Source organism: Microbacterium sp. LWH7-1.2 (assembly GCF_038397755.1).
Classification (GTDB): domain Bacteria; phylum Actinomycetota; class Actinomycetes; order Actinomycetales; family Microbacteriaceae; genus Microbacterium.
Genome location: NZ_CP151637.1, coordinates 349681 through 374915, shown reverse-complemented (window position 1 = coordinate 374915; position 25235 = coordinate 349681). Strand labels below are relative to the sequence as shown.

At 68.4% G+C, this 25235-nt stretch carries 28 protein-coding genes and 1 tRNA gene; 11 read left to right on the top strand and 18 right to left on the bottom strand.

All coding sequences use genetic code 11. The features are described from left to right. Positions 1-2 precede the first annotated feature (2 nt). The 7 genes from MRBLWH7_RS01745 to MRBLWH7_RS01715 form a co-directional block, all read right to left on the bottom strand. A complete protein-coding gene (locus MRBLWH7_RS01745; protein ID WP_341998581.1) occupies positions 3-215 on the bottom strand; it encodes a hypothetical protein in 213 nt (70 codons plus the stop codon). Positions 216-418: 203 nt separating this feature from the next. Next, entirely contained in the window at positions 419-724 is a 306-nt protein-coding gene (locus MRBLWH7_RS01740; protein WP_341998580.1) for a hypothetical protein, read from the bottom strand. Then, positions 721-1260, bottom strand: a complete 540-nt coding sequence (locus MRBLWH7_RS01735; RefSeq protein ID WP_341998578.1) for a hypothetical protein — start codon at positions 1258-1260, stop codon at positions 721-723. Before MRBLWH7_RS01735 ends, MRBLWH7_RS01740 begins: the two co-directional genes overlap by 4 nt. A 60-nt stretch (positions 1261-1320) precedes the next feature. After that, positions 1321-1698 carry a hypothetical protein gene (locus MRBLWH7_RS01730; protein ID WP_341998576.1) on the bottom strand — a complete coding sequence of 126 codons (378 nt, stop codon included), beginning with the start codon at positions 1696-1698 and terminating at the stop codon, positions 1321-1323. A gap of 684 nt (positions 1699-2382) precedes the next feature. Beyond that, positions 2383-4440 carry an AAA family ATPase gene (locus MRBLWH7_RS01725; protein ID WP_341998574.1) on the bottom strand — a complete coding sequence of 686 codons (2058 nt, stop codon included), beginning with the start codon at positions 4438-4440 and terminating at the stop codon, positions 2383-2385. After that, a complete protein-coding gene (locus tag MRBLWH7_RS01720; RefSeq protein ID WP_341998572.1) occupies positions 4434-4574 on the bottom strand; it encodes a hypothetical protein in 141 nt (46 codons plus the stop codon). Before MRBLWH7_RS01720 ends, MRBLWH7_RS01725 begins: the two co-directional genes overlap by 7 nt. Before the next feature lie 699 nt (positions 4575-5273). Next, complete coding sequence (locus tag MRBLWH7_RS01715) at positions 5274-6065, bottom strand: hypothetical protein (RefSeq protein WP_341998571.1); 792 nt, start codon at positions 6063-6065, stop codon at positions 5274-5276. A 45-nt stretch (positions 6066-6110) separates the two neighbouring features. Here MRBLWH7_RS01715 and MRBLWH7_RS01710 point away from each other — a divergent pair, with 45 nt between their 5' ends. The 5 genes from MRBLWH7_RS01710 to MRBLWH7_RS01690 all read left to right on the top strand — a co-directional run bounded on the left by MRBLWH7_RS01710 (position 6111) and on the right by MRBLWH7_RS01690 (position 8994). After that, complete coding sequence (locus MRBLWH7_RS01710; protein ID WP_341998569.1) at positions 6111-6920, top strand: hypothetical protein; 810 nt, start codon at positions 6111-6113, stop codon at positions 6918-6920. Continuing rightward, complete coding sequence (locus MRBLWH7_RS01705) at positions 6914-7783, top strand: DNA-processing protein DprA (RefSeq protein WP_341998567.1); 870 nt, start codon at positions 6914-6916, stop codon at positions 7781-7783. Before MRBLWH7_RS01710 ends, MRBLWH7_RS01705 begins: the two co-directional genes overlap by 7 nt. Before the next feature lie 82 nt (positions 7784-7865). Beyond that, entirely contained in the window at positions 7866-8216 is a 351-nt protein-coding gene (locus MRBLWH7_RS01700; protein WP_341998565.1) for a hypothetical protein, read from the top strand. 53 nt (positions 8217-8269) lie between these two features. Next, on the top strand, positions 8270-8617 hold the full coding sequence (locus tag MRBLWH7_RS01695; RefSeq protein WP_341998563.1) for a hypothetical protein: 348 nt from the start codon (positions 8270-8272) through the stop codon (positions 8615-8617). After that, positions 8614-8994: a hypothetical protein gene (locus tag MRBLWH7_RS01690; protein ID WP_341998561.1), complete on the top strand. Its 381-nt coding sequence runs from the start codon at positions 8614-8616 to the stop codon at positions 8992-8994. Before MRBLWH7_RS01695 ends, MRBLWH7_RS01690 begins: the two co-directional genes overlap by 4 nt. Positions 8995-9482: 488 nt before the next feature. Here the strand turns inward: MRBLWH7_RS01690 and MRBLWH7_RS01685 are convergent, their stop codons facing one another. The 5 genes from MRBLWH7_RS01685 to MRBLWH7_RS01665 all read right to left on the bottom strand — a co-directional run bounded on the left by MRBLWH7_RS01685 (position 9483) and on the right by MRBLWH7_RS01665 (position 13762). Beyond that, on the bottom strand, positions 9483-10037 hold the full coding sequence (locus tag MRBLWH7_RS01685) for a hypothetical protein (RefSeq protein WP_341998559.1): 555 nt from the start codon (positions 10035-10037) through the stop codon (positions 9483-9485). 2 nt (positions 10038-10039) lie between these two features. After that, positions 10040-10747 (bottom strand): hypothetical protein, encoded by a 708-nt coding sequence (locus tag MRBLWH7_RS01680; RefSeq protein WP_341998557.1) that lies wholly within the window; start codon positions 10745-10747, stop codon positions 10040-10042. Positions 10748-10890: 143 nt separating this feature from the next. Next, positions 10891-11748, bottom strand: a complete 858-nt coding sequence (locus MRBLWH7_RS01675; protein ID WP_341998555.1) for a type II secretion system F family protein — start codon at positions 11746-11748, stop codon at positions 10891-10893. 11 nt (positions 11749-11759) lie between these two features. Next, complete coding sequence (locus MRBLWH7_RS01670) at positions 11760-12617, bottom strand: type II secretion system F family protein (protein ID WP_341998553.1); 858 nt, start codon at positions 12615-12617, stop codon at positions 11760-11762. After that, positions 12614-13762 carry an ATPase, T2SS/T4P/T4SS family gene (locus MRBLWH7_RS01665; RefSeq protein ID WP_341998551.1) on the bottom strand — a complete coding sequence of 383 codons (1149 nt, stop codon included), beginning with the start codon at positions 13760-13762 and terminating at the stop codon, positions 12614-12616. Before MRBLWH7_RS01665 ends, MRBLWH7_RS01670 begins: the two co-directional genes overlap by 4 nt. 102 nt (positions 13763-13864) lie before the next feature. Between MRBLWH7_RS01665 and MRBLWH7_RS01660 the strand changes: the two genes are divergently transcribed. From MRBLWH7_RS01660 to MRBLWH7_RS01650, 3 genes are all read left to right on the top strand, one after another. Next, a complete protein-coding gene (locus MRBLWH7_RS01660; protein ID WP_341998549.1) occupies positions 13865-14071 on the top strand; it encodes a PLDc N-terminal domain-containing protein in 207 nt (68 codons plus the stop codon). Positions 14072-14140: 69 nt separating this feature from the next. Beyond that, positions 14141-14222 (top strand) — tRNA-Leu (locus tag MRBLWH7_RS01655). A gap of 45 nt (positions 14223-14267) precedes the next feature. After that, positions 14268-15032 carry a VTT domain-containing protein gene (locus MRBLWH7_RS01650; RefSeq protein ID WP_341998548.1) on the top strand — a complete coding sequence of 255 codons (765 nt, stop codon included), beginning with the start codon at positions 14268-14270 and terminating at the stop codon, positions 15030-15032. 20 nt (positions 15033-15052) lie between these two features. Here the strand turns inward: MRBLWH7_RS01650 and MRBLWH7_RS01645 are convergent, their stop codons facing one another. Next, positions 15053-15955, bottom strand: coding sequence for a Ku protein (locus MRBLWH7_RS01645; RefSeq protein ID WP_341998544.1), 903 nt, complete (start codon positions 15953-15955; stop codon positions 15053-15055). 71 nt (positions 15956-16026) lie between these two features. Between MRBLWH7_RS01645 and MRBLWH7_RS01640 the strand changes: the two genes are divergently transcribed. Continuing rightward, positions 16027-18537: an ATP-dependent DNA ligase gene (locus MRBLWH7_RS01640; protein WP_341998543.1), complete on the top strand. Its 2511-nt coding sequence runs from the start codon at positions 16027-16029 to the stop codon at positions 18535-18537. Between the two features lie 7 nt (positions 18538-18544). Here MRBLWH7_RS01640 and MRBLWH7_RS01635 read toward each other — a convergent pair whose 3' ends face one another. Then, positions 18545-19456 carry a cation diffusion facilitator family transporter gene (locus MRBLWH7_RS01635; RefSeq protein WP_341998540.1) on the bottom strand — a complete coding sequence of 304 codons (912 nt, stop codon included), beginning with the start codon at positions 19454-19456 and terminating at the stop codon, positions 18545-18547. A gap of 182 nt (positions 19457-19638) precedes the next feature. Here MRBLWH7_RS01635 and MRBLWH7_RS01630 point away from each other — a divergent pair, with 182 nt between their 5' ends. Then, positions 19639-21252, top strand: a complete 1614-nt coding sequence (locus tag MRBLWH7_RS01630) for a CocE/NonD family hydrolase (protein ID WP_341998539.1) — start codon at positions 19639-19641, stop codon at positions 21250-21252. A gap of 7 nt (positions 21253-21259) precedes the next feature. On the opposite strand, the gene rdgB is transcribed toward MRBLWH7_RS01630, so the two are convergent. The 3 genes from rdgB to murI all read right to left on the bottom strand — a co-directional run bounded on the left by rdgB (position 21260) and on the right by murI (position 23563). After that, positions 21260-21868 carry an RdgB/HAM1 family non-canonical purine NTP pyrophosphatase gene (gene rdgB, locus MRBLWH7_RS01625; protein WP_341998536.1) on the bottom strand — a complete coding sequence of 203 codons (609 nt, stop codon included), beginning with the start codon at positions 21866-21868 and terminating at the stop codon, positions 21260-21262. A 3-nt stretch (positions 21869-21871) separates the two neighbouring features. Then, complete coding sequence (gene rph, locus MRBLWH7_RS01620) at positions 21872-22615, bottom strand: ribonuclease PH (protein WP_341998535.1); 744 nt, start codon at positions 22613-22615, stop codon at positions 21872-21874. 102 nt (positions 22616-22717) lie between these two features. Further along, on the bottom strand, positions 22718-23563 hold the full coding sequence (gene murI, locus MRBLWH7_RS01615) for a glutamate racemase (protein WP_341998533.1): 846 nt from the start codon (positions 23561-23563) through the stop codon (positions 22718-22720). Between the two features lie 41 nt (positions 23564-23604). Here murI and MRBLWH7_RS01610 point away from each other — a divergent pair, with 41 nt between their 5' ends. Then, positions 23605-24930, top strand: coding sequence for a nicotinate phosphoribosyltransferase (locus MRBLWH7_RS01610; protein WP_341998531.1), 1326 nt, complete (start codon positions 23605-23607; stop codon positions 24928-24930). Here MRBLWH7_RS01610 and MRBLWH7_RS01605 read toward each other — a convergent pair whose 3' ends face one another. Beyond that, positions 24931-25197: a DUF3039 domain-containing protein gene (locus tag MRBLWH7_RS01605; protein ID WP_045296870.1), complete on the bottom strand. Its 267-nt coding sequence runs from the start codon at positions 25195-25197 to the stop codon at positions 24931-24933. Between the last annotated feature and the right edge of the window lie 38 nt (positions 25198-25235).

Sequence of the window (25235 nt, the reverse complement as noted above, 5' to 3'; positions counted from 1 at the left end):
GGCTAGTTGCCCCCGTCCAGCGGGTTGGGAAAGTGGCGAAGGACGGCGGCTGACCACGCCTCGTAGTCCGCCACTGTGCGAAACGACAGATCGCTTGCGGGCGCGTGATGGTGCACCTCGGCGACCGTGCCGACGACGAAGCCTTCCTCGTCGATGAGAGTTGCACTGCGAATGCTGTCGTGACGCTGAACCTTGTGGAAGTTCTGAATGGCCATCTCCTGGCCTCCGTTCTCTGGGTGCGATTCCGGCTATGACCCGGCTTTTATTCGTCGGGGTGCGATTCCATCGCAACACGCGAAATGCCTGTCAAGGAATGCCGACACGTCGACGGGCGCGAGATTTACTCGGCGGCACGCCTGCTGGGTCGTGCCTGCGGGCGACCGGGCAGGCGGGGCCGGTAGGGCGACCCCGCCCGCGATCAGCGGCCCGCCCAGCCGGAGGCGCGCCACTCCCGCATCGCCACCAGCAGGTTCCTGTCGAGCCCGGGGCAGTCGTCCTCGTGCTCGCACCAGAACCCCTCCGCGTCGAGCACGTAAACCGCCCCGCCGCAGGGGCAGGCACCGTCTACGGCGGCGATCCGCTGACGGGCGATGCCCTCCCGCACGTCGTCCGGCGCGCCGTCCGGGATCACGAAGACCGCGACGCGCGTGTCGGGCATCCGCTTCGGGGTGACCCACTCCTTGCCCGGTGGAGGCTCGGGAACGGTGTGCTTCTTCCGCTTCACGACTGCGCCTCCTTGACCGCGAGCGCCCGTAGAAGCACTCGCCCTACCTGCATCACGAGCAGCTCGGTGCTCGTCTTGAGTGCACGCGCCGAGATCCACGCTGAGAATCCTTCGAACCACTCGGCGAGGTCCACCTCGGAATCAACCGCCCGTTTCACTACCGGCAGCAGTGCGGTCGCGAGGTCCGAGACCACAGCGCAGAACTCGGCTACTTCCTGCGTCGCGATGTTGACCGGTGCGGTCGGCTCAGCGAGCACCACGTCAGGCTTCCCGGTGTACTGGTCACCGTGGGTCACCCAGGCGTCCGACATGCCCCCGTCGCCGTACACGGCGGTTTCGGCGTTGAGCATGTACACGGTGACTTGCTCGTCCTCATCGATGTCCAGAGCGAGCCCAGCGGCCAGGCCGATCAGGTCGAATCGCCCGAGCACCGCGTTGCGATTGAGGATGAGGGCGAGGCAGTCTTCGCAGAGCGTCCAGGCGTCGCGCCCATGTGCGCAGTCATGCTCTGGCGGCGGGTAGTTCGGAGTGCTCATGGTGTCTCCCTTCGGGTTTGGTGCCGGGGGCGCTCGTCACGCCCCCGGCGGGGTTGAGCGTCAGGGCTGGCGGAACCCGAGGTCCTGGTGTGCCGCGAGCCAGCGTTCGGCGGACTGAAAATCGGCCCATCGGACCTGGGCCTGCTCGATCCGGCGGTCCCGCACGACCTGGTATTCACGGTCGGTGAGACCGCCCAGGCGGCCGTATTCATTTGAGACCGAGCCCGGTTGGTTGACGAGGGCTGACATCACTAGTCCCCGAGCCTCCTTGTACGCCTTCCAGGTAAGCCGGTGGGCACGCTCCGCGCTCTCGTGCTCGTCCTGGGCTCCTTCGTCGGCGGCCAGGCGAGCCTCGTTCTCACGGATCGCTGCTTCCGCTTCGGCGCGCTCCGCCGGGTCCGCGAACTGGGCGAGGATGACGTCGTTGGTGGTGGTCATGTTGATGTTCCTTTGGTCGGGTTGATTGAGGCGGGAGCGGGATCGGCAGGCGGCGAGCGCTCCCGAGGGCGATGCGGGCTCATGGTGCCGTCTCCCCGGTCACGGACGCCTCTCCCCCGAACTCGGAGACCCGTTCACTGGTCCGAGGGGGGATGACGCCCTCCGACGTTCCGTGGACGGTTTCGAGTGCGGACGGTGATTCCGGCATGGGTTGCCACCGTCGCCGACGGTCGGACGGAGCCGGGTTCCACTGACGGCGAGCACGCGCGTGGTGGGCCTTGCAGAGCCCGTGGAGGTGTGCGTCGCGGTCACACTCGCCGACCCAGCACACCCGAGCAGTTGCCACCGGGTGCCAGTCGGCCACCTCCATCGCATGCGGAAGCAGCCACTCCGGCAGGTCTTCGGGAATCGGGCTGTCACTTGTCATGTCGTACTCCTGCTGTTCGCTCCACTCGCGCGCGAGAGATTCGGAGAAGGTGTTGGGTTTGAGGTCTTCGGCGGGCCCCTCTCCCGGGTGCCCCCGGAATCTCCCCGCCTCCCCGCCCCATAAAGGGGGGCGGGGAGACTGGTGGGGGAGGCCGGCGGGGAGACTCGGGGAGATTCGGGGAGACCCCGTCACGACGGGGCTCTCGCCGTGGGGAGGTTCTGGGGAGACCGCCTCGGGGAGATTCCGGGGAGACTGCATCAGTAGGTCTCCCCGTCGATGCCCGCGAGGGGGGTCTTGGTCTCGGCGTCGGAGTGCCCTGCTGGAAACCAGCGCGAGGCGTTGTTCCTGCCCTTCGCGAAGCCGATTCGCCCGCCCTCGAACATGGCCTTGAGGGTCTTGGTCTCGTCGCCCTTCTGGAATCTCGCCTCCGCCCGGCGCAGGGCGTCGGTCACGCCCTGGGTGTTGATACCAGGCTCCGCCGTGACGATGCGCGCGATCTTGGGTTCGAGGTCCGCCGACTTCTGGTCCTGTTTGCGCTTGGCCATCGACCCGAGGCCGGTGAGGCTGAGCCGGTGACTGTCCGGATCGAAGTGCAGCTGGTCTTCCTTCACATCCACGTCGCGCCCGAGCGCTTTCATGAACCGCAGGCCGCTCTCGTCGTCCTCGTCGCCGTCCTTGCGAAGCAGGATGATCGAGTCCGGGTGGTCCTCCAGCGCCGAGGCACCGCGCGAGCGGCCCCCGTTCCATCCGGCATGGACGTTGAGGATCACGTCGCGGGCTCCGACCTCGGAGCGGGCGAACACGTCGAGGTCGTTGAGGAACGCCTGCACCTGCGTGTTGTCCTGCTGGCTCTCGCCGTAGAACGCACGACTGAACGGGTCGATGAACAGCGACTCGACATCACGCGACCGCAGGAGTTCGGCGAGCGCGGCCCGGTCCTGTTCGTGCACGAGCGGGTTGCGCCGCCCCCGCAGGTTGACCAGGAGCAGCCGATTCCGGTCGAGACCGACACTCTCGGCCCACATCCCGAGCTGGTAGCCACTCACCTCGTAGTTGAGGATCGCGACGTTGCCACTGACCGGCACCACCGGGAACCTGCCGAGAAAGTCGCGCCCAGTGAGGAACGAGTCAGCGAGGTTCAGGTTGAACGTGGTCTTGCCGGTCTTGCGCTGCGCGACCACGGACGTGAACCCGTCAGCGAGCACGAGCCCATCCACCCGAAACTGCACCTGCTCGGGACGAGCGAGAATCTCGTCGAGTGTGCCGAAGTCGAACGGCGCGGCGGGGTCGAGCTCGGCCATCGCTTTGCCGAACTGGAGCTTGGCCTCATGCTCGATGAGCTTGCGCTCGACACTCTGCGCGACGGCCCACGCGCGCTCCCCCTCCTTGCCGTGCTCGGTCTCCCACACCGAGTTGACGGTCTTGTCTCGGTCCTCGTAGTCGGGATCGACGTCGGCGAGCCACTGTCTGACGTGGTGCTGGTACATGTCGCGGTTGTCACGGAAAAGTCGGGCGTAGTAACCGGCGACCTTCGCCAGTGCGGTGTTGGTCTCACCACCGCCGCGCGTCGGCGGCTCCAGGAGAAACCGAACCGCCTCGGACTGGGCAAAGAGACCTCCGCTGCTCGTCGTGTCACGGGAGGGCGACGGAGACCCCGCGTCGTGAGTCTTCCGCTCCCCCGGCACCGGCTTCCCGTACTCGGACCAGATCGCACGTACCTCGTCGTCGGTCAGGGCGTGCTCGGGCCGGTCGTCCAGTACCCGGTACGCGTTGCCGGTCTCGGGGTGAGTGCTCGGCGGCAGTACCACGTACGAGCCGGAGCCCACCCGAAGGTCGACGCCCTTCGCGAGCCCGTCCGACTTCGCCTGCATCGCGAGCGGCGATGCGCCGGTCCGGTAGATGCGGTGCGTGTTGCCGTTGCCGCGCCCGGTCTCGTGAACCCGGGTCTCCGGGAGCACTTGGGCCTCCGTGCCGCCGTGGTTCAGGTCGAGGTCGACCACCAGGCGACCCGTCGTTGCCCCGCCGATGTTGGCGTCCGGGCGACTGGCGAACATCTCACGGATGCGTTTCGGATCGCGGCTGGCATCGAGTACCCCGTGTCCGAGCCGACCGCACTCGCCCTTGCACTTCCCGCGCTGCGAGTCGCCCTTCGGGTGCGCGCTCGGGATGGCCGGCATCTTGTCGTTCGCCTTGAGTGGGAACACCGGCCACCCCTGCTCCGCCCAGGCGAGGGCATCACCGAGGGCGTCAGTGGGCGGGACGATCGGGGGTGCCGCGTCGATGCGCGACACGAACTCGGCGGCGAGCCTCACCACGGGCTCACCCCCGTGAGGTGGGCGACGAGTGCGGCGACCCCGGCATAGACGGCCAGGACCGTCACGAAGCAGGTGCCGATGAACAGGTCATCGTGCGTGACGCGCCAGCGTCGGCGGTGCGTTGTGCTGCTCACGACGCCACCCCCGCGTCATCGGCAGGTGCGAACAGCAGGGCCAGGAAGGCCCGCACGTCCTCGGCGGGAAGCGGGCGAGCCTCCCAGTGCGTGGTGGTTGAAGTTGCCACCGTGTCCCCTCTCGGGTGAAGGGTGCCAAGACGACGAAACGCACCCCGTATCCGATCCGCCACTCAGTGAGTGACGGTGAGGGGATGCCCGGACTCTCGTCCGTCCTCCCGCCGATCTTCGGCGGGCCTTCCACCCTCGTGGGATACGGTGTGCGTCAGTAGGGTTTGCAACCGACCAGCCCCAGACCAGGGAACCGGATTTGCTCGGTTCCATTGCGAGGGAAACCGATGTCGTCTTGAGTTTTAGCTCGGCGGCTGGGGCCGAACGGGGACCATACAACCAGTCCCCGAGTACTCGGCACAATCCGACACGCAAGCTCTGTGAGCCTCTACAAACGAGGTGGCCTCCGCGCCCGTTGGGGCGATTGTGCAGGCCCCACAAACCGCGCACCCAGCGACACGGCGAGACCCCCGGAGTGGTCTTTCCCGCCGAAGCGGCACCGGGGGTCTCGCGAAGTCTGCGGCTGGGCTCGCCCCCAGCGCTGACCGAGACCAATTTTACCGGTTCTACCTGGGCTTCGTGCAGACCGCGACAGGTGACGTCTGGACCAGGCGATGGATCCGGGGAAGAGTCGGCCTCAACATGGGTTTAGCCTGCCAACTGGAGCACAAGGTAGATCAGGCCGCTGACCACCAACGCGAGGTAGACGAAGGCGGACCAAACGAACCAGCGCGTCCGGAAGAGGCGAATGTAAAAGTTGATAATCCCCGGGCGCTCAAGGCGGTCTGCTGAGTCGTATTTCTTGACCAAGGGGATGTCGATCAGTGATGAACTCGGTTCCACTCGCGGCGCGCCGTCCGACATGAGCGTCATGGACACATGCGCCCGCTTGCGGATGAGCTGCGGTGCGATCGTGACAGTTACGCCCCTTCCGTCAGGGCGCGTGGCCACGTCGACCCCGATCTCCCCCCATGAGAGGACCGGAATCACGTTGTCAGCGAGCACATCCAAAGTGATCGGGTGTCCAGCGTCGAAGCTCGCCGAGGGTATGTCCGCACGGCTCTCCGACCAGATCTGCAGCTCGACGAAATGGGGCTCGTCCAAGACCGTCCCCCGGACGCGGACCTCAAGATCGCCACGCGGAAGGTCATGTGGACGCAGCAGGCTCCGTGACTCGAAGCCGAATGCCATTCGACGCTTCGGGAACTGACGGCGATACCCGACAAACGTCACGAACACGCCGATGAGCGCGAGCGAACCGGCAACCGCTCCAACGATCGTCCAGGTCAGTCCCCAGTCCCAGCCACCGCCGGTTGCTGGCGCCCCCTCCACAAAGATCATGCGCCCCACCGTATTGGTGGCTGCGGTGCGGGCGCTGGATTGCACTTCGAGTCGGAGTGCCCGCGCCAAGTCGAGACGAGCCTGCACCCTGATGTCCATGCACGGCTGTATCGTTCGGCTTGACACTGACACCGTGGGGGAATTGTGGGGCTGAACATCAACTGGGGCGACTTCCGCTGGGAGAAGCGAGGCGACCGAATCGCCGCGCATCGCATCGCAACTGCGCGAGGCGAAACTGCATTGCTGCTGGACTGCCCGGACTGGATTCGCGACCAAATCGATCTGATCTACGGTCCTGCGTGCGAGCGCCGGGAACCTGGCGAAATCGTCGCCAAGGACTTCAACCATGGGTTCCTCTTCCCGGACGGCAGTCCCGACGACCTGCAGTCCACCGTGGAGCTGCTCTCGTCAGTCCTGAGCATTCCCGCGCCGCCGCACGTAGATGTCGCAATTACGCTCGACTGGTACACCCAGCCCGATGGGGATGGGGAGCTAAAACACACCGCCGCTGGCTATTGGATCAACACCACGAAACATGCGACCCATCCTGAATGGGGCAACTCCCGGAACTCACGTCGACTCATGATCGACGCACTCGTGAAGACGATTCAAGCTCACCCTCTTTATGCGAACGCGACCGCCATCATCGCCGCACCGGGTCACCTCGCAGACGGCCAGAGTTTCGGCGAAGTGCTCGCTCGCGACGTCGCCGCGAAGGTCGGTATTCCGTTTGTCGAAACGACCGCGCCCGGACCGCGCCAGCAACAGAAGGAGGGCCCAGTGCAGGACCTCACCGGCGTCTTCACCGTGCAGGACGCGCTTTCGGGGGATGTGATCGTGTTGGACGACGTATACCGGACAGGCGGAAGCGCGAGTGGAGCCGCCGCGGCGGCGAAACGCGCTGGCGCTAATCGTGTGTTTTCGATCGCGGTCGCGAGGACGATTAGATGGTGACAGTGCAAGCAGTACACGCCCTCGAACTCGCCCTCGCCGGGTTCGCAGAACTGCGGACGCCTGGGCAGATAACCCGAGCGCTGCGGGCGGATGGACTCACCGCGCTCGAGAACGCACTCCAAAGGCTGTCTCCCACGGCGCGTAGCGAAGTCGAGATGAAGGCCGACCAGATGGATCGGGATGGCATCGGGGCCGTCATCTTCCGCGGCGACGGCTTCCCCGGAATTCTCGTGAAGGACGACCGGCCGGTCGCGCCGATACTGTTCTACCAGGGCAAGAAGGATCTGCTCTACGCCGATGGGGTCGGCATGTGCGGTTCCCGCCATGTAAGCGCCAAGGGGCTAGAAGCAGCCGGGCGCTGTGGCGAACTGGTCACTCACAAGGGCATGTCCGTTGTGTCTGGGTACGCTGCGGGAGTCGATACGGCAACGCACCTGGCCGCGCTTCGCAACGGAGGTAGCACCGTCGTCGTCCTGGCCGAGGGCTTCAATCACTTTCGTGTGAAGAAGAACTTCGCCGATGACTTCGACTGGGAACGAACGCTCGTCGTTTCTCAATTCCCTCCAGGGCAAACCTGGCAAGCCCATGCCGCGATGGCTCGTAATGGCATCATCTTCGGCTTGTCGAAGGCGTTGCTCGTGATCGAAGCCGGCGAGCGTGGCGGCACTCTCGCGGCTGGGGAAGGCGCACTTCAGCTCGGACGGCCCGTGTTCGCAGTCGACTTTGGTCAGGACACGCCCATGGGCAATCGCATCCTGATCAACAAAGGCGCGGTAGCCATTCGCACGACCGCTGAACTTAGTGATGCCCTCGATCACGTCCACGCCGCCGTCTCACCGGTCGACCCGCCTTCGCTGTTCTGACTACTGATCCGGAAGGTTCGTTCCGCTTGCGAACCACCTCCTTCGCTTGCAGGCTGTCGAACATCAGTTCGATACTAGGTATGTGGGGACGAGCAAACGGTACGCGGCCCACTTCGACCGCCTCGGCGAGGAAGGCCACCTCGCCCGACTCGCGGAGACTGGCGGTCTGCAGTCACTCAGTGCTCGGGAACTTGCCCTCGACCGGCTCCCCCTCACCATCGATCCGGAGCCCAAGCCGGTCCTGGCATGGGTGCGCTTCTTCGGTGAGGCGGTGAGGGTGCGGGCTTGGGCCTGCCGTTGGACTTCTAGGGCGGTCGGCGTGAAGTTCACCGCTGGCGGCAAGGAGTACACGACGTGGGTGTGGTCTGACGCCGTGGATCTTGACCCGGAGGTACGCCCGCCCTCCGACGACCAGAAGTACCGACCCACGTAGGCCGCGAGCGCCGGTCGTCCACGTCGCGCGGTGAACGCGCTACTCTCGGCCCTGTGAACCCGACGCCCTCACCATCGGCGTCGTTGTTGGAAGGGGCGGTCGCGACTTTGCCGAGCTGGGACGCGTGGGCGACATTGGGCGCAGCGATCATCGCTGCTGTTCTTGCGGGGATATCCGTCGGCGTCACCAAGCGCGCCAGCGCCCGAGACAACGCGATCACCCGATTCAATGTGGCACTCGACAGTCTCGACTCCGACAAGCACCACAGGGTCGAGTTCGGGCTTTCTGTGCTCAAGTCGATGCGCAAGTCGAAGTGGCTCGACGACGACGACCGCAAACATGCCGTTGCCACCCTGCGGGCTTACAATCGGCCTAAGTCCAAGCCGGGAGGTGCGGCATGACGAGCAGAGAAGACCTGATCCGCGAGGCGTTGGAACTCGAAGCCGAGTTCCTGGACGACCTTGGCGAGACTGACGAGGCCGCGAAGGTCCGCGCCCGCATCCCGAGGACTGACGCAGAGCTCAAGGCTCGTGAGCGAGCTGCCGTCCAAGGTGGTAGCGAGGTGTACCGCACGCCAAGCGGCAAAGAGTACGCGATCGTGAACCGGCGCGGTCGCATTGGGGCCTGGGAAATCAAGACGGGGCGGAAGTGGCCACGCAAACGGACCACAACCACCGTGCCTGTCAAAGACTCCGGTGAGGAAATCGTGCCTTCCGAACTGATCGACGTCGATGAGTTCATCCGCATCGAGCGCCCGGACTCAGACGTCTCCCGGTAGATCGTCCCGGCCTCCCGTGGGGTCTATCTGAACGCTGAGAAGCCTTGGTCGAAGTCCTACTAGCATCAGGGCATGACCCTTGTAGGCGAGTGGACTTGCGACCACAACGGCTGCTTGAAGACGAGGAACAACGCGCTCAGCCGCGACGTCGGGCATCGCTGCTGTGGTCGTTGTCCTGAAGGCCTCGTGGACATACAGTCCGCGTGGGGCCACGCGCCATCATTCCCCCACGCATACCAAGCAGGGCTGGTGACGCCTGGCGTGTGCGCCGTGTGTAAGCAGCGACCGCACTAGGCACCCGACACCCACGCGCGGCTCTCCGTGGGGTCTTCCTGGACACGGAGAAGCCCCGGAGCCCTGAGACTGGGTTCGGGGTTTCCCAGGTTGCGGGAGAGGCTCCCGTGACTTTGGTACAACCGAGCCCCCTGACTGCCGTCGAGGCAGTATCGGGGGCTCAGTGCTGTGCCGGACGGGGGTTGCCCTGGCGGTTAGCGCTCGATCGACCCACCAAGAGCGAGGTGGGTAACGGTGGTCCCGTCAGGCCGAACTGCCACCGGAAGGTCGTCGTTCGGTTGTTCCCTAAGGCGCTCCATCATGATGCCGAACATCGAGAGAGTCTTCTGCATCTGCTCCTGCTCACTCGCCTCGACATCGTTCTTGGTGATGTTCGCGTAAGCCCGAGTGAGGGCATCCAGCGACTGCGACAGAGCCTGCCGCTCCCGAGGCGGCATGTTGCCCTCCAGCAGAATTGCCGTCCGCACCATCTGGTCGAGCAGTCGGGTCGCTGTTTCCTCGCGCTTTGTGCGCTGGTACGCCGACCGGTAGCCACGCGCCACCGCCGCCGCCCCGGGGGTGCCTGCTGGCGGCGAGAAAGCCCGCCCCCACTCGACTCCGGGGGTACGCCGAACGATGGCCCGCACCGTGCCGACCTTGACCCTTGTGACCTCGCTGATTTCCGGGGCCGACTTGCCCTGGCGGGCGAGCGCGACCACGCGTTCCTCGACCTCGACCGGGGTTCGGTTCGGGTTGCGCTCGCCCGTCATCGTCAGACCCCTGCCTTCGCAGAGCCGACGCCCATCGTGCGGTCGAGGCTGGACACCTTGGTGTCGATGTCCGAAGGAGCCACACCGCCTGCCGCCTCCGAGCCGACCACCGCCTGGTAGCCCTCGGGGTCAGCGTTGTACAGCGCCATGCGCGCGTCGATGCCCGCCGTGCCCTCGAGCGACTCCGTGAGGAACTGGTGCCACGCGGCCTGGGTCCCGTAGATCGCCTCCATCGCGCTGACGTTCTCCGCCGCCGGGTCGCCCAGCGCGAGCAGACGGTCGAACACCTGATCGTGCACACCCTCGATGACCTTCGCGCCCTCACCCGATTCCAGCACGCGCGGGAGCACCTCAGCGTTGCTGGCGATGGCCGCGAGGCGCTCCGGCGAGGCGTCCCGGATGATCGCCTCGATGGGCTGGCCCTTGGCGAGCAGGCGCTCGACGATGCCGAACTCCCGGGCCTGGACCGCCACCGCGTCAGCGGTGCGGGGTGCGAGGCCCCCGATGACCGTCGCACGGGTCGTGGTGGGCAGGGTCGGCGCGGCGGGAATCACCTTGTACAGGTCCCGCCGGGCCTCCATCACGCCCTGGTGACGACGGCGGGTCTGCGCTGTGTGCGTCAGGTCGCCGTCCGTGAAGTTGACCGCCGCCGCGAGCCCCTGACGGTACTTCGCGAATGCCGCCTGGTAGTGGTTGGTCGGAATTGCCATTCGTATCTCTCCTTGTTCCCTGGGTGGGCCTCTCGGCCCTGGTTGGGATGACCCGACGACGGTTGCCGCCGGGGGCTTGTGGGCCTTAAGCGGCTTCCCCGAGGTTGACCTCGAACGGGAATCGGAGAGGGATGGGTGACGCGCTAAACGGAAGCCCACCGAGTAGGGACGAGCATGTAGATCTCTTTCCGGCCCGCGCGCTCGATGAGCGTGCGCTTGGCGTCCTCGCGGCTGTCGATCGCCTGCGCCTGCAGAACGTGCGCGAGCGGGGCGCCGCGCTCGATAGCTGCCACCAGCTGGTCGATCGAGCGGGTGAGCGCGGGGATCTCGAGGCCTGCGGCCAGGCGCGTGAGCGATTCTGACAGCGGTGAGCCGGTGCCCACCGCCACGACGGCGCCGCGCAGCTCGGCGGTGAGCTCCCCCGCGCCGACATCGCTGACGCGACGCAGCGAGTCGAGGATCCCCTCACCCGCCGACAGGCAGAGCGCGAGGAACTCGAGCACGGTCGGCAGCTCCTCCTGGATGCGCGCCGCTCGCGCCCGTGCCGCACGCGTGAGCCAGGCGTCGTAGGCGAGCACTGCTGCCACGGCGGCGACCGGTGGGAGCAGCCCGAGAACGGGTGACCCGCGCCCGACCAGCACGAGCACGACGACGACTCCGCCGCCGATCGCCAGGCCCGCGATCGCCCAGGCGAGCTGTCGGCCGCGGAAGCGCACCGCGTCGATCGTCCAGGCCGCCCGGTGCAGACGTCGCGTGAGCACCGCATCGCCACCGGCGAGCCGGGCGAGGCGTCGCTGCGCGAATGCCGACCACGCGAACGGCGAAGGCCCTCCGGCGGGGGCCGCGACCTCGAGTCCCCGCGGATCGGTGACATCGCGGATGTACGGCGCGATCCGCCGCGCCAGGCTGGGCGCGCCCCATCGCGGCGCGAGGGAGATCAGCAGGCAGACCCCGACGCCCAGCGCCGTGCCGAGGACGACGGCGTAGGCGACATCACCCATCGCGAACCCGATCATCCGAACCACCGCCGCGGCTCTGGAAGACGGCCGAGCCGGATCATGAGCCGGTAGGCGAGGAGCGACACCGCCGCACCGACGAGGATGAGCGCGATGCCGCCCGGGCTGCCGTACGCGCGAGCGCCCTCTGGACGCATCGCGAGCATCGCGAGGATCACCCACGGCGCGATCACGCCGAGCACTGCGGCGCCGCGGATCCACGACTGTCGTGATTCGACCTCGGCTCGCAGCGCCGCGTCCGCCCGCACCGACGACGCGAGCGCCCGCAACACCGTCGTGAGCTCCGTGCCGCCGACCTGGCGCGCCATGCGCAGAGTCTCGACGATGCGGTCCGCGACCGGGTCGGCCAGGTTGGTCTTGAGCCTCTGGATGCTGGAATCGAAGTGCCCCGAGGCCGCCATGTCACGGGCGAAGGCCGCGAACGCGGGTCTGAGCTCGGCGGGCGCGGAATCTGCGAGGCTCGCGACCGCGTCGGGCAGCGACATCCCCGCCCGCACCGAGGCGATGAGCAGATCACACACGTCTGGCCAGAGTCCCCGCCGCGTGCGCAGCAGCTTCGAGCGGCGCGCCCGCAGCCACGTGAACGGCGCCAGCGCACCGGCGACGGCGGCGACCAGGGCGAGGGCGGCGACCGGAGCGATGAGCCACGCCGCCGCAGCCGCCACCGCGCCGCACACGCCCGCCACAACGACGATCGACGGCACCGAGACCCGTGACATGCCCGCGTCTTCGAGCAGGCGCGCGAGCCGTCCGCGCCGTGCGACGTCCGGGCGGCGGTATCCCGCGGGCCAGAGCCACGGTGACAGCATCAACAACAACCCGGCCGCGAGCACCGCGCCCCACACGAAGGTCACGCGGAGACCGCCCGGTACAGGGTGTGCGCGCTGATGACCCCGTCGTCCACACCCACCGGTGCGACGATCTCGACCACTCGCCGCGCTCCGCTCGCGTCGCGCTGGCAATGCGCGACCAGATCCACGGATGCCGCCACCGCCGGCTGCACGAAGCTCGCGTCGATGTTGCGCCCGGCCAGCAGCGGCAGCGCGGCGAGCTTGCCCAGCGCCTCTCGGGCCGAATTGGCGTGGATCGTCGCTGCCCCGGGGACCCCGGTGTTGAGCGCGAGCAGCAGGTCGAGCGCCTCGGCGTCGCGCACCTCGCCCACGACCAGGCGGTCGGGACGCATGCGCAGCGCCTCCTTCACCAGGCGCCGGAGCGTCACCTCCCCGGTGCCTTCGAGACTCGGCTGCCTGCCCTGCAGGGCGACGAGATCGGGCGCGGCGACAGCGAGCTCGAACGTCTCCTCCACGGTCACGATCCGGTGCTCGGGCGGGCAGGCCGCGATGAGCGCGCCGAGCAGCGTCGTCTTGCCCGCGTGCGTCGCGCCCGACACCAGCACCGACTGCCCCGCGACCATCGCGTCGCGCAGCAGCGTCGCAGCCTCCGGTGCGATCGAGCCGGCGGCGACCAGCCGCCCGAGATCGCGGTATGCAGGAAGGAACTTGCGGATGTTCACGGCCCAGTGCCGCCGAGTGATATCCGGAATGACGACGTGAAGCCGGCTGCCGTCCGGCAGCGACGCGTCGACGAACGGCTGACTCAGGTCGACACGACGGCCGCTGGACTGCAGCATCCGTTCCACCAGATCGCGCACCGCGGTGTCGGTGAGCATGAGCGGCGTGCGCTCGGGCACGCCGCCCCGGGCGATGAAGATGCGGTCAGGGGCGTTGATCCACACCTCCTCGACCGTCGGATCATCGAGGTACGCCTGCAACGGGCCGAAGCCGGAGACCGCGGCGAGCACCTCGCGCACGCACGCCGTCTCGTCGTCGACGGGCGCGAGTCCGCGGGCCAGGGCGAAATCGTTGTGCCGGCGCACCTCCGCGCGGGCGATCTGCGCGGCGAACTCGGGATCCCGCGTCGGATCCGAGCGCTCCGCCCGGAGGCGCTCCCGCACGCGCTCCGCCACGACGGTCGCGACGGGAGCGGCGGGGGAAGTCACGTCAGCATCCTGCCAATTCGCCGCGGAGCCAGCCGAAAGTTATCCACAGATGCGCGGGACGCGCTCGCGAGGCAGGATGGAGGAACCGACGAAGGGACGATCATGACGAAGACGGAGATGACCCCGGCGGCGAAGGCGGGACTCGGCGTGGTCGGCATCGTGCAGGTCGTGTTCGCGTTCCTCGCGTTCTGGGATCTGGCGCACCGCGACGCCGACGAAATCCGCGGGCCCAAGGCCGCGTGGATCCCCGCGATCCTCGTGAACTGGATCGGCCCCGCGAGCTACTTCCTGTTCGGCATCCGCCGCTGATTCCCCGCGGTCACGACGGGGGCCAGCCCCACAGCCGACCCCCCGTCGCCTCAGTAGACTGAGAGCCTCGCGGGAGTGGTGAAATTGGCAGACACGCAGGATTTAGGTTCCTGTGCCTCCGGGCGTGTGGGTTCAAGTCCCACCTTCCGCACGCGAGTTCTCGCATCCTCCGCCGACTGACGACGGGACCACCATCGTGCACGCAATTCCCACAGCCCTGATCCCCTGGCTGGATCCGGCCGCCATCATCGAATGGGCGGGCCCCTGGGCGCTCGTCGTGGTGTGCTTCATCGTCTTCGCCGAGACCGGCCTCCTCGTCGGCTTCCTGCTGCCCGGCGACACCCTGCTCGTCATCTCGGGACTGCTGACGCACACGAGCAACATCTTCGGCGTCAACATCTGGGTGGTGTCGCTGCTGATCGGACTCGCGGCGTTCGTCGGCGGTGAGGTCGGGTACTACATCGGCCACAAGGGCGGGCCCGCGGTCTTCGAGAGGAAGGAATCGGGCCTGTTCAGCGTGAAGAACGTCGAGCGCACGAACGCCTTCTTCGAGCGCTTCGGCGGGCTCACGATCATCCTCGCGCGCTTCGTGCCGATCGTCCGCACGTTCGCCCCTGTCGCCGCGGGCATCGGCCACATGAACAAGTGGAAGTACACCCTCTACAACTTCATCGGCGCGGTGATGTGGGGTTTCGGTCTGACGATGTTCGGCTACCTGCTGGGCTTCATCCCGCCGGTCGCCGAGTTCGTCGAGAACTACATCGACCTGATCCTGCTGGTCGCCGTCGGCGGCACCGCGCTCGTCACGCTGTGGCACTACCTCCGCGAGCGCAGCAAGGCGAAGAAGGCCGCCGCGGCCGGTGAGGACGTCGTCACCGACCACGCCGAGGCCGAGGCGCTCGTGCTCGACCCCGAGGTGTTCGAGCGCGGACCCGAGCATGGCGACGCCCCGAAGGCCTGAGCCCAGGGGCGTTCAGTCCGTCAGGACGCCTTCTTCTTCTTCGCAGCGGGCTTCTTGGCGGGCGCCTTGGTCTCGCTCTTCGTCGGGGCGGCAGCATCCGTCTTTCCTGAAGTCGTCTTCGCGCCTCCCTCTCGGGCCGCACGCGACTTCTCGACGCTCGCGCGGAGGGCGGCCATGAGGTCGATGACCTCGCCGCCCGCCTCCTCTTCCTCCTGCTCGCCGAACGTCTCGGACGTGTCGACCGCGTCGCCCTTCTCGAGCTTGGCCTCGATGAGGGTGCGCAGCTCCTCCTGGTACTCGTCCTTGAACTCCTCGGGATCGAAGTCGCTCGAGAAGCTCTCGACGAGGGACGCCGACAGCTCGAGCTCCTTCGCCGAGATGCGCACAGACTCGTCCAGCGAGGGGAACGCGGCCTCTCGCACCTCGTCGGACCACAGCAGCGTCTGCAGCACCAGTACGTCATCACGCACCCTGAGTGCCGCGAGCCGGGTCTTCTGCCGCAGCGAGAAGCGCACGATCGCCGTGCGGTCGGTCTGCTCGAGCGTCTTGCGCAGGAGCACGTACGCCTTGGGCGAGGCCGAGTCGGGCTCGAGGTAGTACGCACGGTCGAGCGTCAGCAGATCGATCTGCTCGCTCGGCACGAACTCGACGACATCGATCTCGCGACTGCGCTCGGCCGGGAGCGACTCGAGGTCCTCCTTGGTCAGCACCACGGTCTTCTCGCCGTCGTCGTAGGCCTTGTCGATGTCGGAGTACGGCACGACCTCACCGTCGATCTCGCAGATCCGCTGGTAGCGGATGCGCCCGCCGTCCTTGTTGTGCACCTGATGCAAGGAGACGTCGTGGTCTTCGGTCGCCGAATACACCTTCACCGGCACGTTGACGAGCCCGAACGTCAGTGCACCCTTCCAGATCGCTCTCACCCCACCAGTGAACACCAGGGCGCCGACACGCGGCCACCCCTTGCGCGCCGCGGCGCCGATACTCTGAGCCCATGGCGGGCGACGAGCAGCTGGTGCGCATCGGCGGGCGCCGCCTGCGCATCACGAATCTCGAGAAAGTGCTCTACCCCGAGACCGGCACCACCAAGGGCGAGGTGATCGACTACTACTCGCGCATCGCCGAGGCACTGATCCCCCACGTGGTCGGACGCCCCGTCACTCGCAAGCGGTGGCCCGACGGCGTCGGCACGCAGGACGATCCCGGCATGGTCTTCTTCGCGAAGGACCTCGAGCGGGGCGCGCCCTCATGGGTGCGACGGATGCCGATCCCCCACTCCACCGGCACCAAGGAGTACCCGCTCGTCGGCGACGTGCCGACGCTCGTCTACCTCGCGCAGGTCGCGAGCCTCGAGCTCCATGTGCCGCAGTGGCGATTCGATGCGGGAGGCGGCCGGGGCCCCGCCGACCGGCTCGTGCTCGACCTCGACCCCGGTCCGGGTGCCGGCCTCGCCGAGTGCGCGGTAGTGGCCGGCTGGGCACGTGAGATCCTCCTCGACATGGGACTGGAGCCGTATCCGGTCACCAGCGGCAGCAAGGGCATCCACCTCTACACGGCGCTGCCGCCCGGTCAGTCCACCGAGCAGGCATCGGCGCTTGCGAACGAGCTCGCCCGGGCGATCGAGGCCGATCACAAGGACCTGGTCGTCAGCAGCATGAAGAAGACGGAGCGACACGGCAGAGTGCTCATCGACTGGAGCCAGAACAACGGATCGAAGACGACGATCGCGCCCTACTCGTTGCGCGGTCGCCCGCATCCGACCGTCGCCGCGCCGCGCACGTGGGAGGAGCTCGATGATCCGGGGCTGCGCCACCTCGAGTTCACCGAAGTGCTCGATCGCGTCGAGACCACCGGCGACCCGATGACCGCACTCGGCTTCCACGCCGGCGGTCGAGACGCGGAGTCCGGCCCGCTGTCGGCGTACATCTCCAAGCGCAGTGCCGACCGCACCCCGGAGCCGGTGCCGGCGAATCCCCTCGGGGCCACGCCCCACGGGGAGCTTCCGCGCTTCGTCATCCAGGAGCACCACGCGACCGCCCTGCACTGGGACTTCCGCCTCGAGCACGACGGCGTGCTGGTGAGCTGGGCCGTGCCGCGGGGGGTGCCCCACTCGTACAAGCGCAACAACCTCGCGATCATGACCGAGGACCACCCGATGGAGTACGCCACGTTCGAGGGCACGATCCCGGCGGGCGAATACGGCGGCGGCACCGTGACCATCTGGGACGACGGCCGCTACGAGCTCGAGAAATGGCGCGACGACGAGGTCATCGCGACCCTCGAAGGCCGTCCGGGCGGGCCGCTCGGGCGCGTGCGGCTGGCTCTGATCCGCACCGCCGGCGAGGGCGAGAAGTCCAGCTGGCTCCTGCATCGGATGAAGACGGATGCTGCGGGCCGCCCGCAGCCGGACGGCACCGTCGTCGAGCCCAGCCCGCAGGCCGACGCTCCGCGGCAGGCCGGCGCCCGCCTTCGACGCGCCGGCCACGACGCGACGGAGAAGCCCGGCCGCAGCTCGGAGTCGTCGCCGAACCCCGGCGTGCCGCGCCCGATGCTCGCGACCGCGGCCGACCCGGTGCGCGCGCGCCAGGACGCGCGGGGCTGGGGTGAGCCCGCGTGGGTGGAGATGAAGTGGGACGGCATCCGCGCGGTCGGAGCCTGGGACGGGCAGCGCCTGCGCCTGTACGCCCGCAGCGGCAACGAGATCACGCACCGCTACCCGGAGCTGACGGCTGTCGACGCGGGGCTGGGTGCCGAGCCCTGCGTCCTCGACGGCGAGCTCGTCGCCCTCGAGCCCGACGGGCGGCCGAGCTTCCCGCTCCTGCAGACGCGGATGAACCTCGAGCACGCGGGAGACATCGCCCGCGTGGCGCGACGGACGCCGGTCCGCTACTACCTCTTCGATGTGCTCACCCACGACGGCGACGACCTCACCGACCTGCCGTTGCAGGAGCGACGGGACGTGCTGGAATCGGTGGCCGCAGCATCCGTCGAATCGATCACCGTCCAGCCCGTCTTCGACGATGTCGATGCGGCGCTCGACACGAGTGTGCAGCTGCGCCTGGAAGGGATCGTGGTGAAGGATCCAGCCTCGCGTTACCTGCGCGGGGCACGGTCGGAGTCCTGGCTCAAGGTGAAGAACACGCGTACCCAGGAGGTCGTGATCGCAGGTATCCGCCCCGGGAAGGGCGGGCGCAGCAGCACGTTCGGGTCGCTCTTGCTCGGCATTCCCGGAAGCGAGGGGCTGCAGTACGCGGGCCGCGTGGGCAGCGGCTTCAGTGACTCCACGCTCGCCGTGCTGCTGAAGAAGCTGACGCCGCTGCGCACCGATGAGAACCCCCTGGTCGGCGTGCCGGCGCTCGACGCGCGTGACGCGCTCTGGGTGCGGCCCGAGCTCGTGGGCGAGGTCGAGTACGGCGAGTTCACGCCCGGCGGCATCCTGCGCCACCCGCGCTGGCGCGGACTGCGCCCCGACAAGTCTCCTGCCGAGGTCCGGCGCGAGGATTGATTCCTCGCTAGGCGTGGGCCTCGTGCTCCACGTGTCCGGCGGGCTCGAGCTGGAACGTCGAATGTTCCACGTCGAAGTGCTCCGACAGACACGTCTGCAGGGTGCTGAGGATGCCGCCCGCGCGGCCGTCGGCGAGCGCGGCGTCGTCCACCACGACGTGCGCGGTGAACACCGGCGCCCCGCGCGTGAGCTGCCACACATGCACGTCGTGCACGTCGACCACCCCGGGTGTGGCGAGGATGTGCTCGCGGATCTCCCTGACGTGCGTGCCCTTGGGCGCCGACTCGGCCAGCACCGAGCCGACCTCGCGCAGCAGGCCGATCGCCCGCGGAATGATCATCGCGGCGATGAACAGCGAGGCGATGGCGTCTGCCTGGTACCACCCCGTCGTGACGATGACGACCGCAGCGACGATCACCGCCGCCGAGCCGATGAGGTCGCCGAGCACCTCCAGATAGGCGCCGCGCACGTTGATGCTGCGCCGCTGCGCGGAGCTGAGCAGCCACATGGCCACGCCGTTCGCCACCAGTCCGACGATCGCGACGACGAGCATGAGGCCTCCGGCGACCTCGGTCTCCCCCGGGCTGAGCAGGCGCGAGATGCCTTCGACCGCGACCCATCCCGACAGCACGATCAGGATGACGCCGTTGATCAACGCACCGAACACCTCGGCACGCTGATACCCGAAGGTGCGGCGGTCGTTCGCGGGCCTGGCCGCGACGGTGCTCGCAATGAGGGCGATCACGAGGGCCGCGGCATCCGTGAACATGTGCGCCGCGTCGGCGAGGAGCGCAAGGGATCCCGACAGCACCGCGCCGACGATCTGCACCACCATGACCGTGGCGGTGAGCGCAAGCGAGATCGCGAGCAGGCGGCGGTTGCCCGCCCCTCGGATCCCGGTCGGCGCGTGGTCGTGCATGACCTCAGGCTAAGCCCCGCCTGACGCGCGACAGGGCTGATCCGCCTAGTCGGGAATGAGTGTGATTCTCACTGTCGACTGCGGATGCCAGCCAGCCGCGGCGACGAACGGTGCGATGCCCGCGAAGACCCCGAAGGCTCGAAATCCCAACCTCCGCTCCCGCCGGCTGATACCGTCGCGCCGTGAAGGCCGGTGTCGAGCCAGTGACCGATCGCCCCTGGCGGCGCTCGGGTGCGTTCGCCTATGCCCGTCATCGCATCGCGCGGGCGGTGCGTCCTCCGGTCGTGGTCGCGCCGATCGGCACCGATGTGCGGATCCGGCGCGATGTCGAGGTGCCCATGCGCGACGGGACTCTCCTGCGGGCGAACGTCTACCTGCCGATGACCGCGGGCCCCGTGCCGGCGATCCTCTGCGCGCACCCCTACGGCAAGGACGCGCTCCCGCGACGCGCGGGCCGGCGCTACCGGATCAATCCGCAGTTCCGCATCCTGCGCCAGACCGCGGCCGTGCACATCTCGGACGAGACCAGCTGGGAGGCCCCCGATCCGGCGTGGTGGGTGCCGCGGGGCTACGCCGTGGTCAATCTCGATGTGCGCGGCGCCGGCCGTTCGGACGGCGTGGGCTCGTTGATGAGCGACGCCGAGGCGGAAGACGTCTACGACGCGATCGAATGGATCGCGGCGCAGGGCTGGTGCGACGGCGGGGTGGCGATGCTCGGCGTGTCGTACCTCGCGATCTCGCAGTACAAGGCTGCTGCCCTGCGTCCGCCGCATCTGCGTGCGATCGTGCCGTGGGAGGGCTTCACCGACGCGTACCGCGACTTCTTCTACCCCGGCGGAGTCCGAGAGATCGGATTCTCACGGCTGTGGACGACCCTCGTCCGCCGATCCGCGCGCATGTCGCCGGATCTGGGTCGAGAGGCGGCGGGGCGTCCTGACGACGACGCGTGGTGGCGTTCGCTGGCGCCGGATCTGGGCCGGATCGACACGCCGATGCTCGTCTGCGGCAGCTTCTCGGACCACAACCTGCACTCTCGCGGCAGCTTCCGCGCCTTCGTCTTCGGTGGGTCGGCCGACCGTCACCTGTTCACCCACCGCACCGGCAAATGGGCCGCGTTCTACGGGGATGAAGCCAAGGCGACGCAGCTCGCGTTCCTCGACACGCACCTGAGGGGTGCGGCGTCCGCGCTGCCGCGCGTGCGGTTGGAGGTGCGCGAACGCGGCGATCTGATCCATGCGGTCCGCGATGAGGAGCACTGGCCGCCCGCGACCCGGCCGCTGCTGCTCCACCTCGCTGACGGAGGTCGCCTCTCGACGTCGCCGGCGGCCGGCGGGTTCGTCTCGGACGCGGGCCGACGACGCGCCGCGCGGTTCTCGTGGGTGTTCCAGGACGACGCCGAGGTCACCGGCGAGGCGAGCGTGCGGCTGTGGGTGAGCGCCGCGGTCGCCGGCCCGGTCTCGATCTTCGTCGGGCTCTCGAAATGGAGCGGTGGGCGATTCGTTCCGTTCGAAGGCTCGTACGGATTCGGTCGGGACCTCGTCACGACCGGGCTTCGCCGGCTCGACGCGCGCACCACTCCCACGGAGGTCGAGATCGACTTCGCTCCGTCAGCGACGTTCTTCCGCGCCGGCGACGAACTGCGCATCCATGTCGCGGGCCGGCAGCTCTCTCCCCGAAATCCGCTGACGGGCGCGTTCCCCGCCCTCTACCGGTCCAGCGGGCGGACCGCCTTCGCGCTGCACTCCGATCCCACTCGTCCGCAGGTGCTGGAACTGCCCGTCGTGGAACGGCGCTGATCCCGCGTCAGAGGGCGGCGAGAAGCGTGGCGAGCGCGCCGAAGGCGCGGGAGCGGTGGGATGCCGCGTTCTTCTCGTCCGCCGTCCACTCGCCGACCGTCCGCTCGGCGCCGGGCTCCTGCCCGTCGGGCACGAAGATCGGGTCGTAGCCGAACCCGCCGGCACCCGACGGGGCCGTCGCGAGACGCCCCGGCCAGACCCCCTCGACCACGTGCTCCCTCACTGTCCCGTCGGCCCCGGGCACGACGAGCGCGATCGTCGAGACGAACTGCGCGGTGCGGTGCGGGTCGCCGATGTCGGAGAGCTGGTCGAGCAGCAGGTTCAGGTTGGCCGCGGCATCCTTCGCGTGTCCCGCCCAGTACGCCGAGAAGACGCCGGGCGATCCGCCGAGCACATCGACGCACACACCCGAATCGTCGGCGAGGGCCGGCAGACCCGAGTGCTCAGCGGCGGCGCGCGCCTTGATGAGCGCGTTCTCGGCGAACGTGACGCCGTCCTCGATCGGCTCGGGCCCCTCGTACCCGACGACCTCGAAGTCGGGGCGCGTGGCCGCGACGATCGCCTGGAACTCCTCGACCTTGTGCGGGTTGTGGGTCGCGAGGACGATCTGGGGCATCCGTCACTCCCCCGCGGGCTGCAGGGCCGCGAGCTGGTGGCTGCGCAGGTCGGCGCAGCCGTTGACGCCGAGTTCGAGCAGCGCGTCGAGCTCGCGCTTGTCGAACGGCGCGCCTTCGGCGGTGCCCTGCACCTCGACGAACAGGCCCCGTCCCGTGACCACGACGTTCATGTCGGTCTCGGCCCGCACGTCTTCGACGTACGCGAGGTCGAGCATCGGCTCGCCGTCGATGATGCCGACCGACACCGCCGCGACCGAGTCGAAAAGCACCTGCGCCTTCTGGCCGATGAACTTCCTGCCCCGGCCCCACTCGATCGCGTCGGCGAGCGCGACGTAGGCACCGGTGATCGCCGCAGTGCGCGTGCCGCCGTCGGCCTGGAGCACGTCGCAGTCGATGACGATCGTGTTCTCTCCGAGGGCCTTGGTGTCGACGACGGCGCGGAGAGCCCGTCCGATGAGGCGCGAGATCTCGTGCGTGCGCCCGCCGATCTTGCCCTTGACGCTCTCACGGTCGTTGCGCTCGTTGGTGGCGCGCGGCAGCATCGCGTACTCGGCGGTGATCCAGCCCTTGCCTTTGCCGGTCAGCCAGCGCGGCACGCCGTTCGTGAACGACGCCGTGCACAGCACCTTGGTGTTCCCGAACGAGATGAGGGCGGACCCCTCGGCCTGACTCGACCAGCCCCGCTCGATCGTGATGGGACGCAGCTGGTCGACGGAGCGGCCGTCGGCACGGGTGATGTCGGTCATTTCTCTCCTCTGACGGTGGGCATGTCCCGATATCCCTCGCTCCCGGGGTCGGGAATCGACGGATATCGGGACATGAAGGAAAAGGATCGGGACACGGATGCCTCAGCCGAGGCGCCGGGCGGGGTTCGAAGCGTGAGGCAGGTCGATGGCGCCGGTCTGCACGAGGCGCACCGAGCTGACCTCGCGACCCATCAGCCGGTGGGCGAGGTTCAAAAACTCCTCGGCGGACGCGCCCGTCGCCTCGTAGACATGGCGGGGGGCGGCATCCGGACCCGCGAGCAGGTCGCGCGAGACCAGCTGACGATAGACGTCCTTCGCCGTCTCGGTGTCGCTCGATACGAGGCTCACGTCGGGTCCCATGACGTAGCTGATCGCGCCCTCGAGGAACGGGTAGTGCGTGCAGCCGAGCACAAGCGTGTCGACGCCCGCGTGGCGCAGCGGTGCGAGGTACTCCTCGGCGACCGCCAGGACCTCGGGCGAGTCCGTCACGCCGGCCTCGACGAACTCGACGAACCGCGGGCACGGCTCGGCGAAGACGGTGAGGCGCTCGTTGACGCCGAGCATGTCCTGGTACGCGCCCGAGCTGATCGTGCCGGCGGTGCCGATCACGCCGACGCGCCCGTTGCGGGTCGTCGACATCGCGGTGCGCACCGCGGGGTTGATGACTTCGACCACCGGCACGTCGTAGCGCTCGCGTGCGTCGCGCAGCATCGCGGAGGACGCCGTGTTGCACGCGATCACGAGCATCTTCACGCCCTGCGCGACGAGATCGTCGAGCACCTCGAGCGCGTAGCGGCGGACGTCGGCGATCGGCTTCGGCCCGTACGGCGAGCGAGCGGTGTCGCCGATGTAGAGGATCGACTCGCGTGGCAACTGGGCCGAGACGGCGCGTGCGACGGTGAGCCCGCCGACCCCGGAGTCGAAGATTCCGATCGGCGCGTCATTCACGATGCCCCAGCCTACGCCAGCCGCTCACTAGGCTGGCCCGCATGGGTGGATCGACCGCGCTGCTGACGGATCGCTACGAGCTCACGATGGTCGACGCGGCGCTCCGGGACGGCACCGCCCACCGCCGATGCGTGTTCGAGCTGTTCGGTCGACGCCTCCCCGGCGCCAGGCGGTTCGGCGTCGTCGCGGGAACCGGCCGGCTGCTCTCGCTCATCCGCGACTTCCGGTTCGGCGATGAAGAGCTGCGCTTCCTCCGTGACGAGAAGGTGGTGGATGCCGCGACCCTCGACTTCCTGGAGGGCTACCGGTTCACCGGCTCCGTGGCGGGCTACCGCGAAGGCGAGCTCTACTTCCCCGGCTCTCCGATCCTGACCATCGAGGGAACGTTCGCCGAGGCCGTCGTGCTCGAGACCCTCGCGCTGAGCGTGCTCAATCATGACTCCGCCATCGCGACCGCGGCCGCGCGCATGAGCATCGCCGCCGGCGATCGTCCGCTGGCGGAGATGGGGTCGCGGCGGGCCGGCGAGTCCTCGGCGGTCGCGGCGGCACGTGCGGCCTACATCGCGGGGTTCGGTGCCACCTCGAACCTGGAGGCCGGCCGCTGCTGGGGAATCCCGACGATGGGCACCGCGGCGCACGCATGGACGCTGCTGCACGACACCGAGGAGGACGCGTTCCGCGCGCAGATCGATGCCCTCGGCGTCGGGACGACCCTGCTCGTCGACACCTACGACATCCGTCAGGGCGTCGAGACGGCGATCCGCGTGGCCGGAACCGGGCTCGGCGGGGTCCGCATCGACTCCGGCGACCTGCCGACGGTGGCGGCGGAGGTGCGTGCCCACCTCGACGACCTGGGCGCCACCGGCACGCGCATCACCGTGACGAGCGACCTCGACGAGTACGCGATCGCCGCGCTCGCGGCATCCCCCGTCGACTCGTACGGCGTGGGCACGTCGGTGGTCACGGGATCCGGCACTCCGACGGCCGGGATGGTCTACAAGCTCGTGGCCCGCCAGGATTCGGACGGCGGCTGGGTCGGCGTGGCGAAGGCGTCGACCGACAAGGCGTCGAAGGGCGGCCGCAAGGCAGCCTTCCGCACGCTGGATGCGGGAACCGCGACGAGCGAACTCATCGTCGTGTCGGACGGCTTCGAGGCGCTGGAAACCGCCTCGGCGCATCCCGACTCGCGAGCACTGCAGGTGCCGCTGGTCGTCGACGGTGAACCGGATGCCGCGTACGAAGGCCCGGAGGGCGTCCAAGCTGCGCGGAACCATCACTCGCGCGTACGCGAAGAGCTTCCGGTGCGCGCCCTCGCGCTCAGCCGCTCCGACCCGGCGATCCCGACCGTCTATGCCGATGCCGAGTGATCAGCCCTGGAGCGACTCGTAGATCTCTTTGCAGGTCGGGCACACGGGGAACTTCTCCGGGTCGCGGCCGGGCGTCCACTTCTTGCCGCACAGCGCGCGCACCGGCTTGCCGGTGATCGCGGACTCGAGGATCTTGTCCTTCTTCACATAATGCGAGAAGCGCTCGTGGTCACCCGGCTCGATGTTCTCTTCTTTGAGGAGCTCTTCGAGCTCGCGATCGAGGGTCGCGATGCCGCCCTGGTCGGGGCTGTCCAGCGGGGTGCTCATGGTCTGCCAGTGTAGTCGGGGCAGGCAGGGATAGGGTC

Coding starts and splice junctions, on each gene's coding strand:
- MRBLWH7_RS01745 (WP_341998581.1), bottom strand. CDS start 215: ATGGCCATTCAGAACTTCCACAAGGTTCAGCGTCACGACAGCATTCGC.
- MRBLWH7_RS01735 (WP_341998578.1), bottom strand. CDS start 1,260: ATGAGCACTCCGAACTACCCGCCGCCAGAGCATGACTGCGCACATGGG.
- MRBLWH7_RS01730 (WP_341998576.1), bottom strand. CDS start 1,698: ATGACCACCACCAACGACGTCATCCTCGCCCAGTTCGCGGACCCGGCG.
- MRBLWH7_RS01715 (WP_341998571.1), bottom strand. CDS start 6,065: ATGGACATCAGGGTGCAGGCTCGTCTCGACTTGGCGCGGGCACTCCGA.
- MRBLWH7_RS01705 (WP_341998567.1), top strand. CDS start 6,914: ATGGTGACAGTGCAAGCAGTACACGCCCTCGAACTCGCCCTCGCCGGG.
- MRBLWH7_RS01690 (WP_341998561.1), top strand. CDS start 8,614: ATGACGAGCAGAGAAGACCTGATCCGCGAGGCGTTGGAACTCGAAGCC.
- MRBLWH7_RS01685 (WP_341998559.1), bottom strand. CDS start 10,037: ATGACGGGCGAGCGCAACCCGAACCGAACCCCGGTCGAGGTCGAGGAA.
- MRBLWH7_RS01680 (WP_341998557.1), bottom strand. CDS start 10,747: ATGGCAATTCCGACCAACCACTACCAGGCGGCATTCGCGAAGTACCGT.
- MRBLWH7_RS01675 (WP_341998555.1), bottom strand. CDS start 11,748: ATGGGTGATGTCGCCTACGCCGTCGTCCTCGGCACGGCGCTGGGCGTC.
- MRBLWH7_RS01660 (WP_341998549.1), top strand. CDS start 13,865: ATGACGAAGACGGAGATGACCCCGGCGGCGAAGGCGGGACTCGGCGTG.
- MRBLWH7_RS01640 (WP_341998543.1), top strand. CDS start 16,027: ATGGCGGGCGACGAGCAGCTGGTGCGCATCGGCGGGCGCCGCCTGCGC.
- MRBLWH7_RS01635 (WP_341998540.1), bottom strand. CDS start 19,456: ATGCACGACCACGCGCCGACCGGGATCCGAGGGGCGGGCAACCGCCGC.
- rdgB (WP_341998536.1), bottom strand. CDS start 21,868: ATGCCCCAGATCGTCCTCGCGACCCACAACCCGCACAAGGTCGAGGAG.
- rph (WP_341998535.1), bottom strand. CDS start 22,615: ATGACCGACATCACCCGTGCCGACGGCCGCTCCGTCGACCAGCTGCGT.
- MRBLWH7_RS01610 (WP_341998531.1), top strand. CDS start 23,605: ATGGGTGGATCGACCGCGCTGCTGACGGATCGCTACGAGCTCACGATG.
- MRBLWH7_RS01605 (WP_045296870.1), bottom strand. CDS start 25,197: ATGAGCACCCCGCTGGACAGCCCCGACCAGGGCGGCATCGCGACCCTC.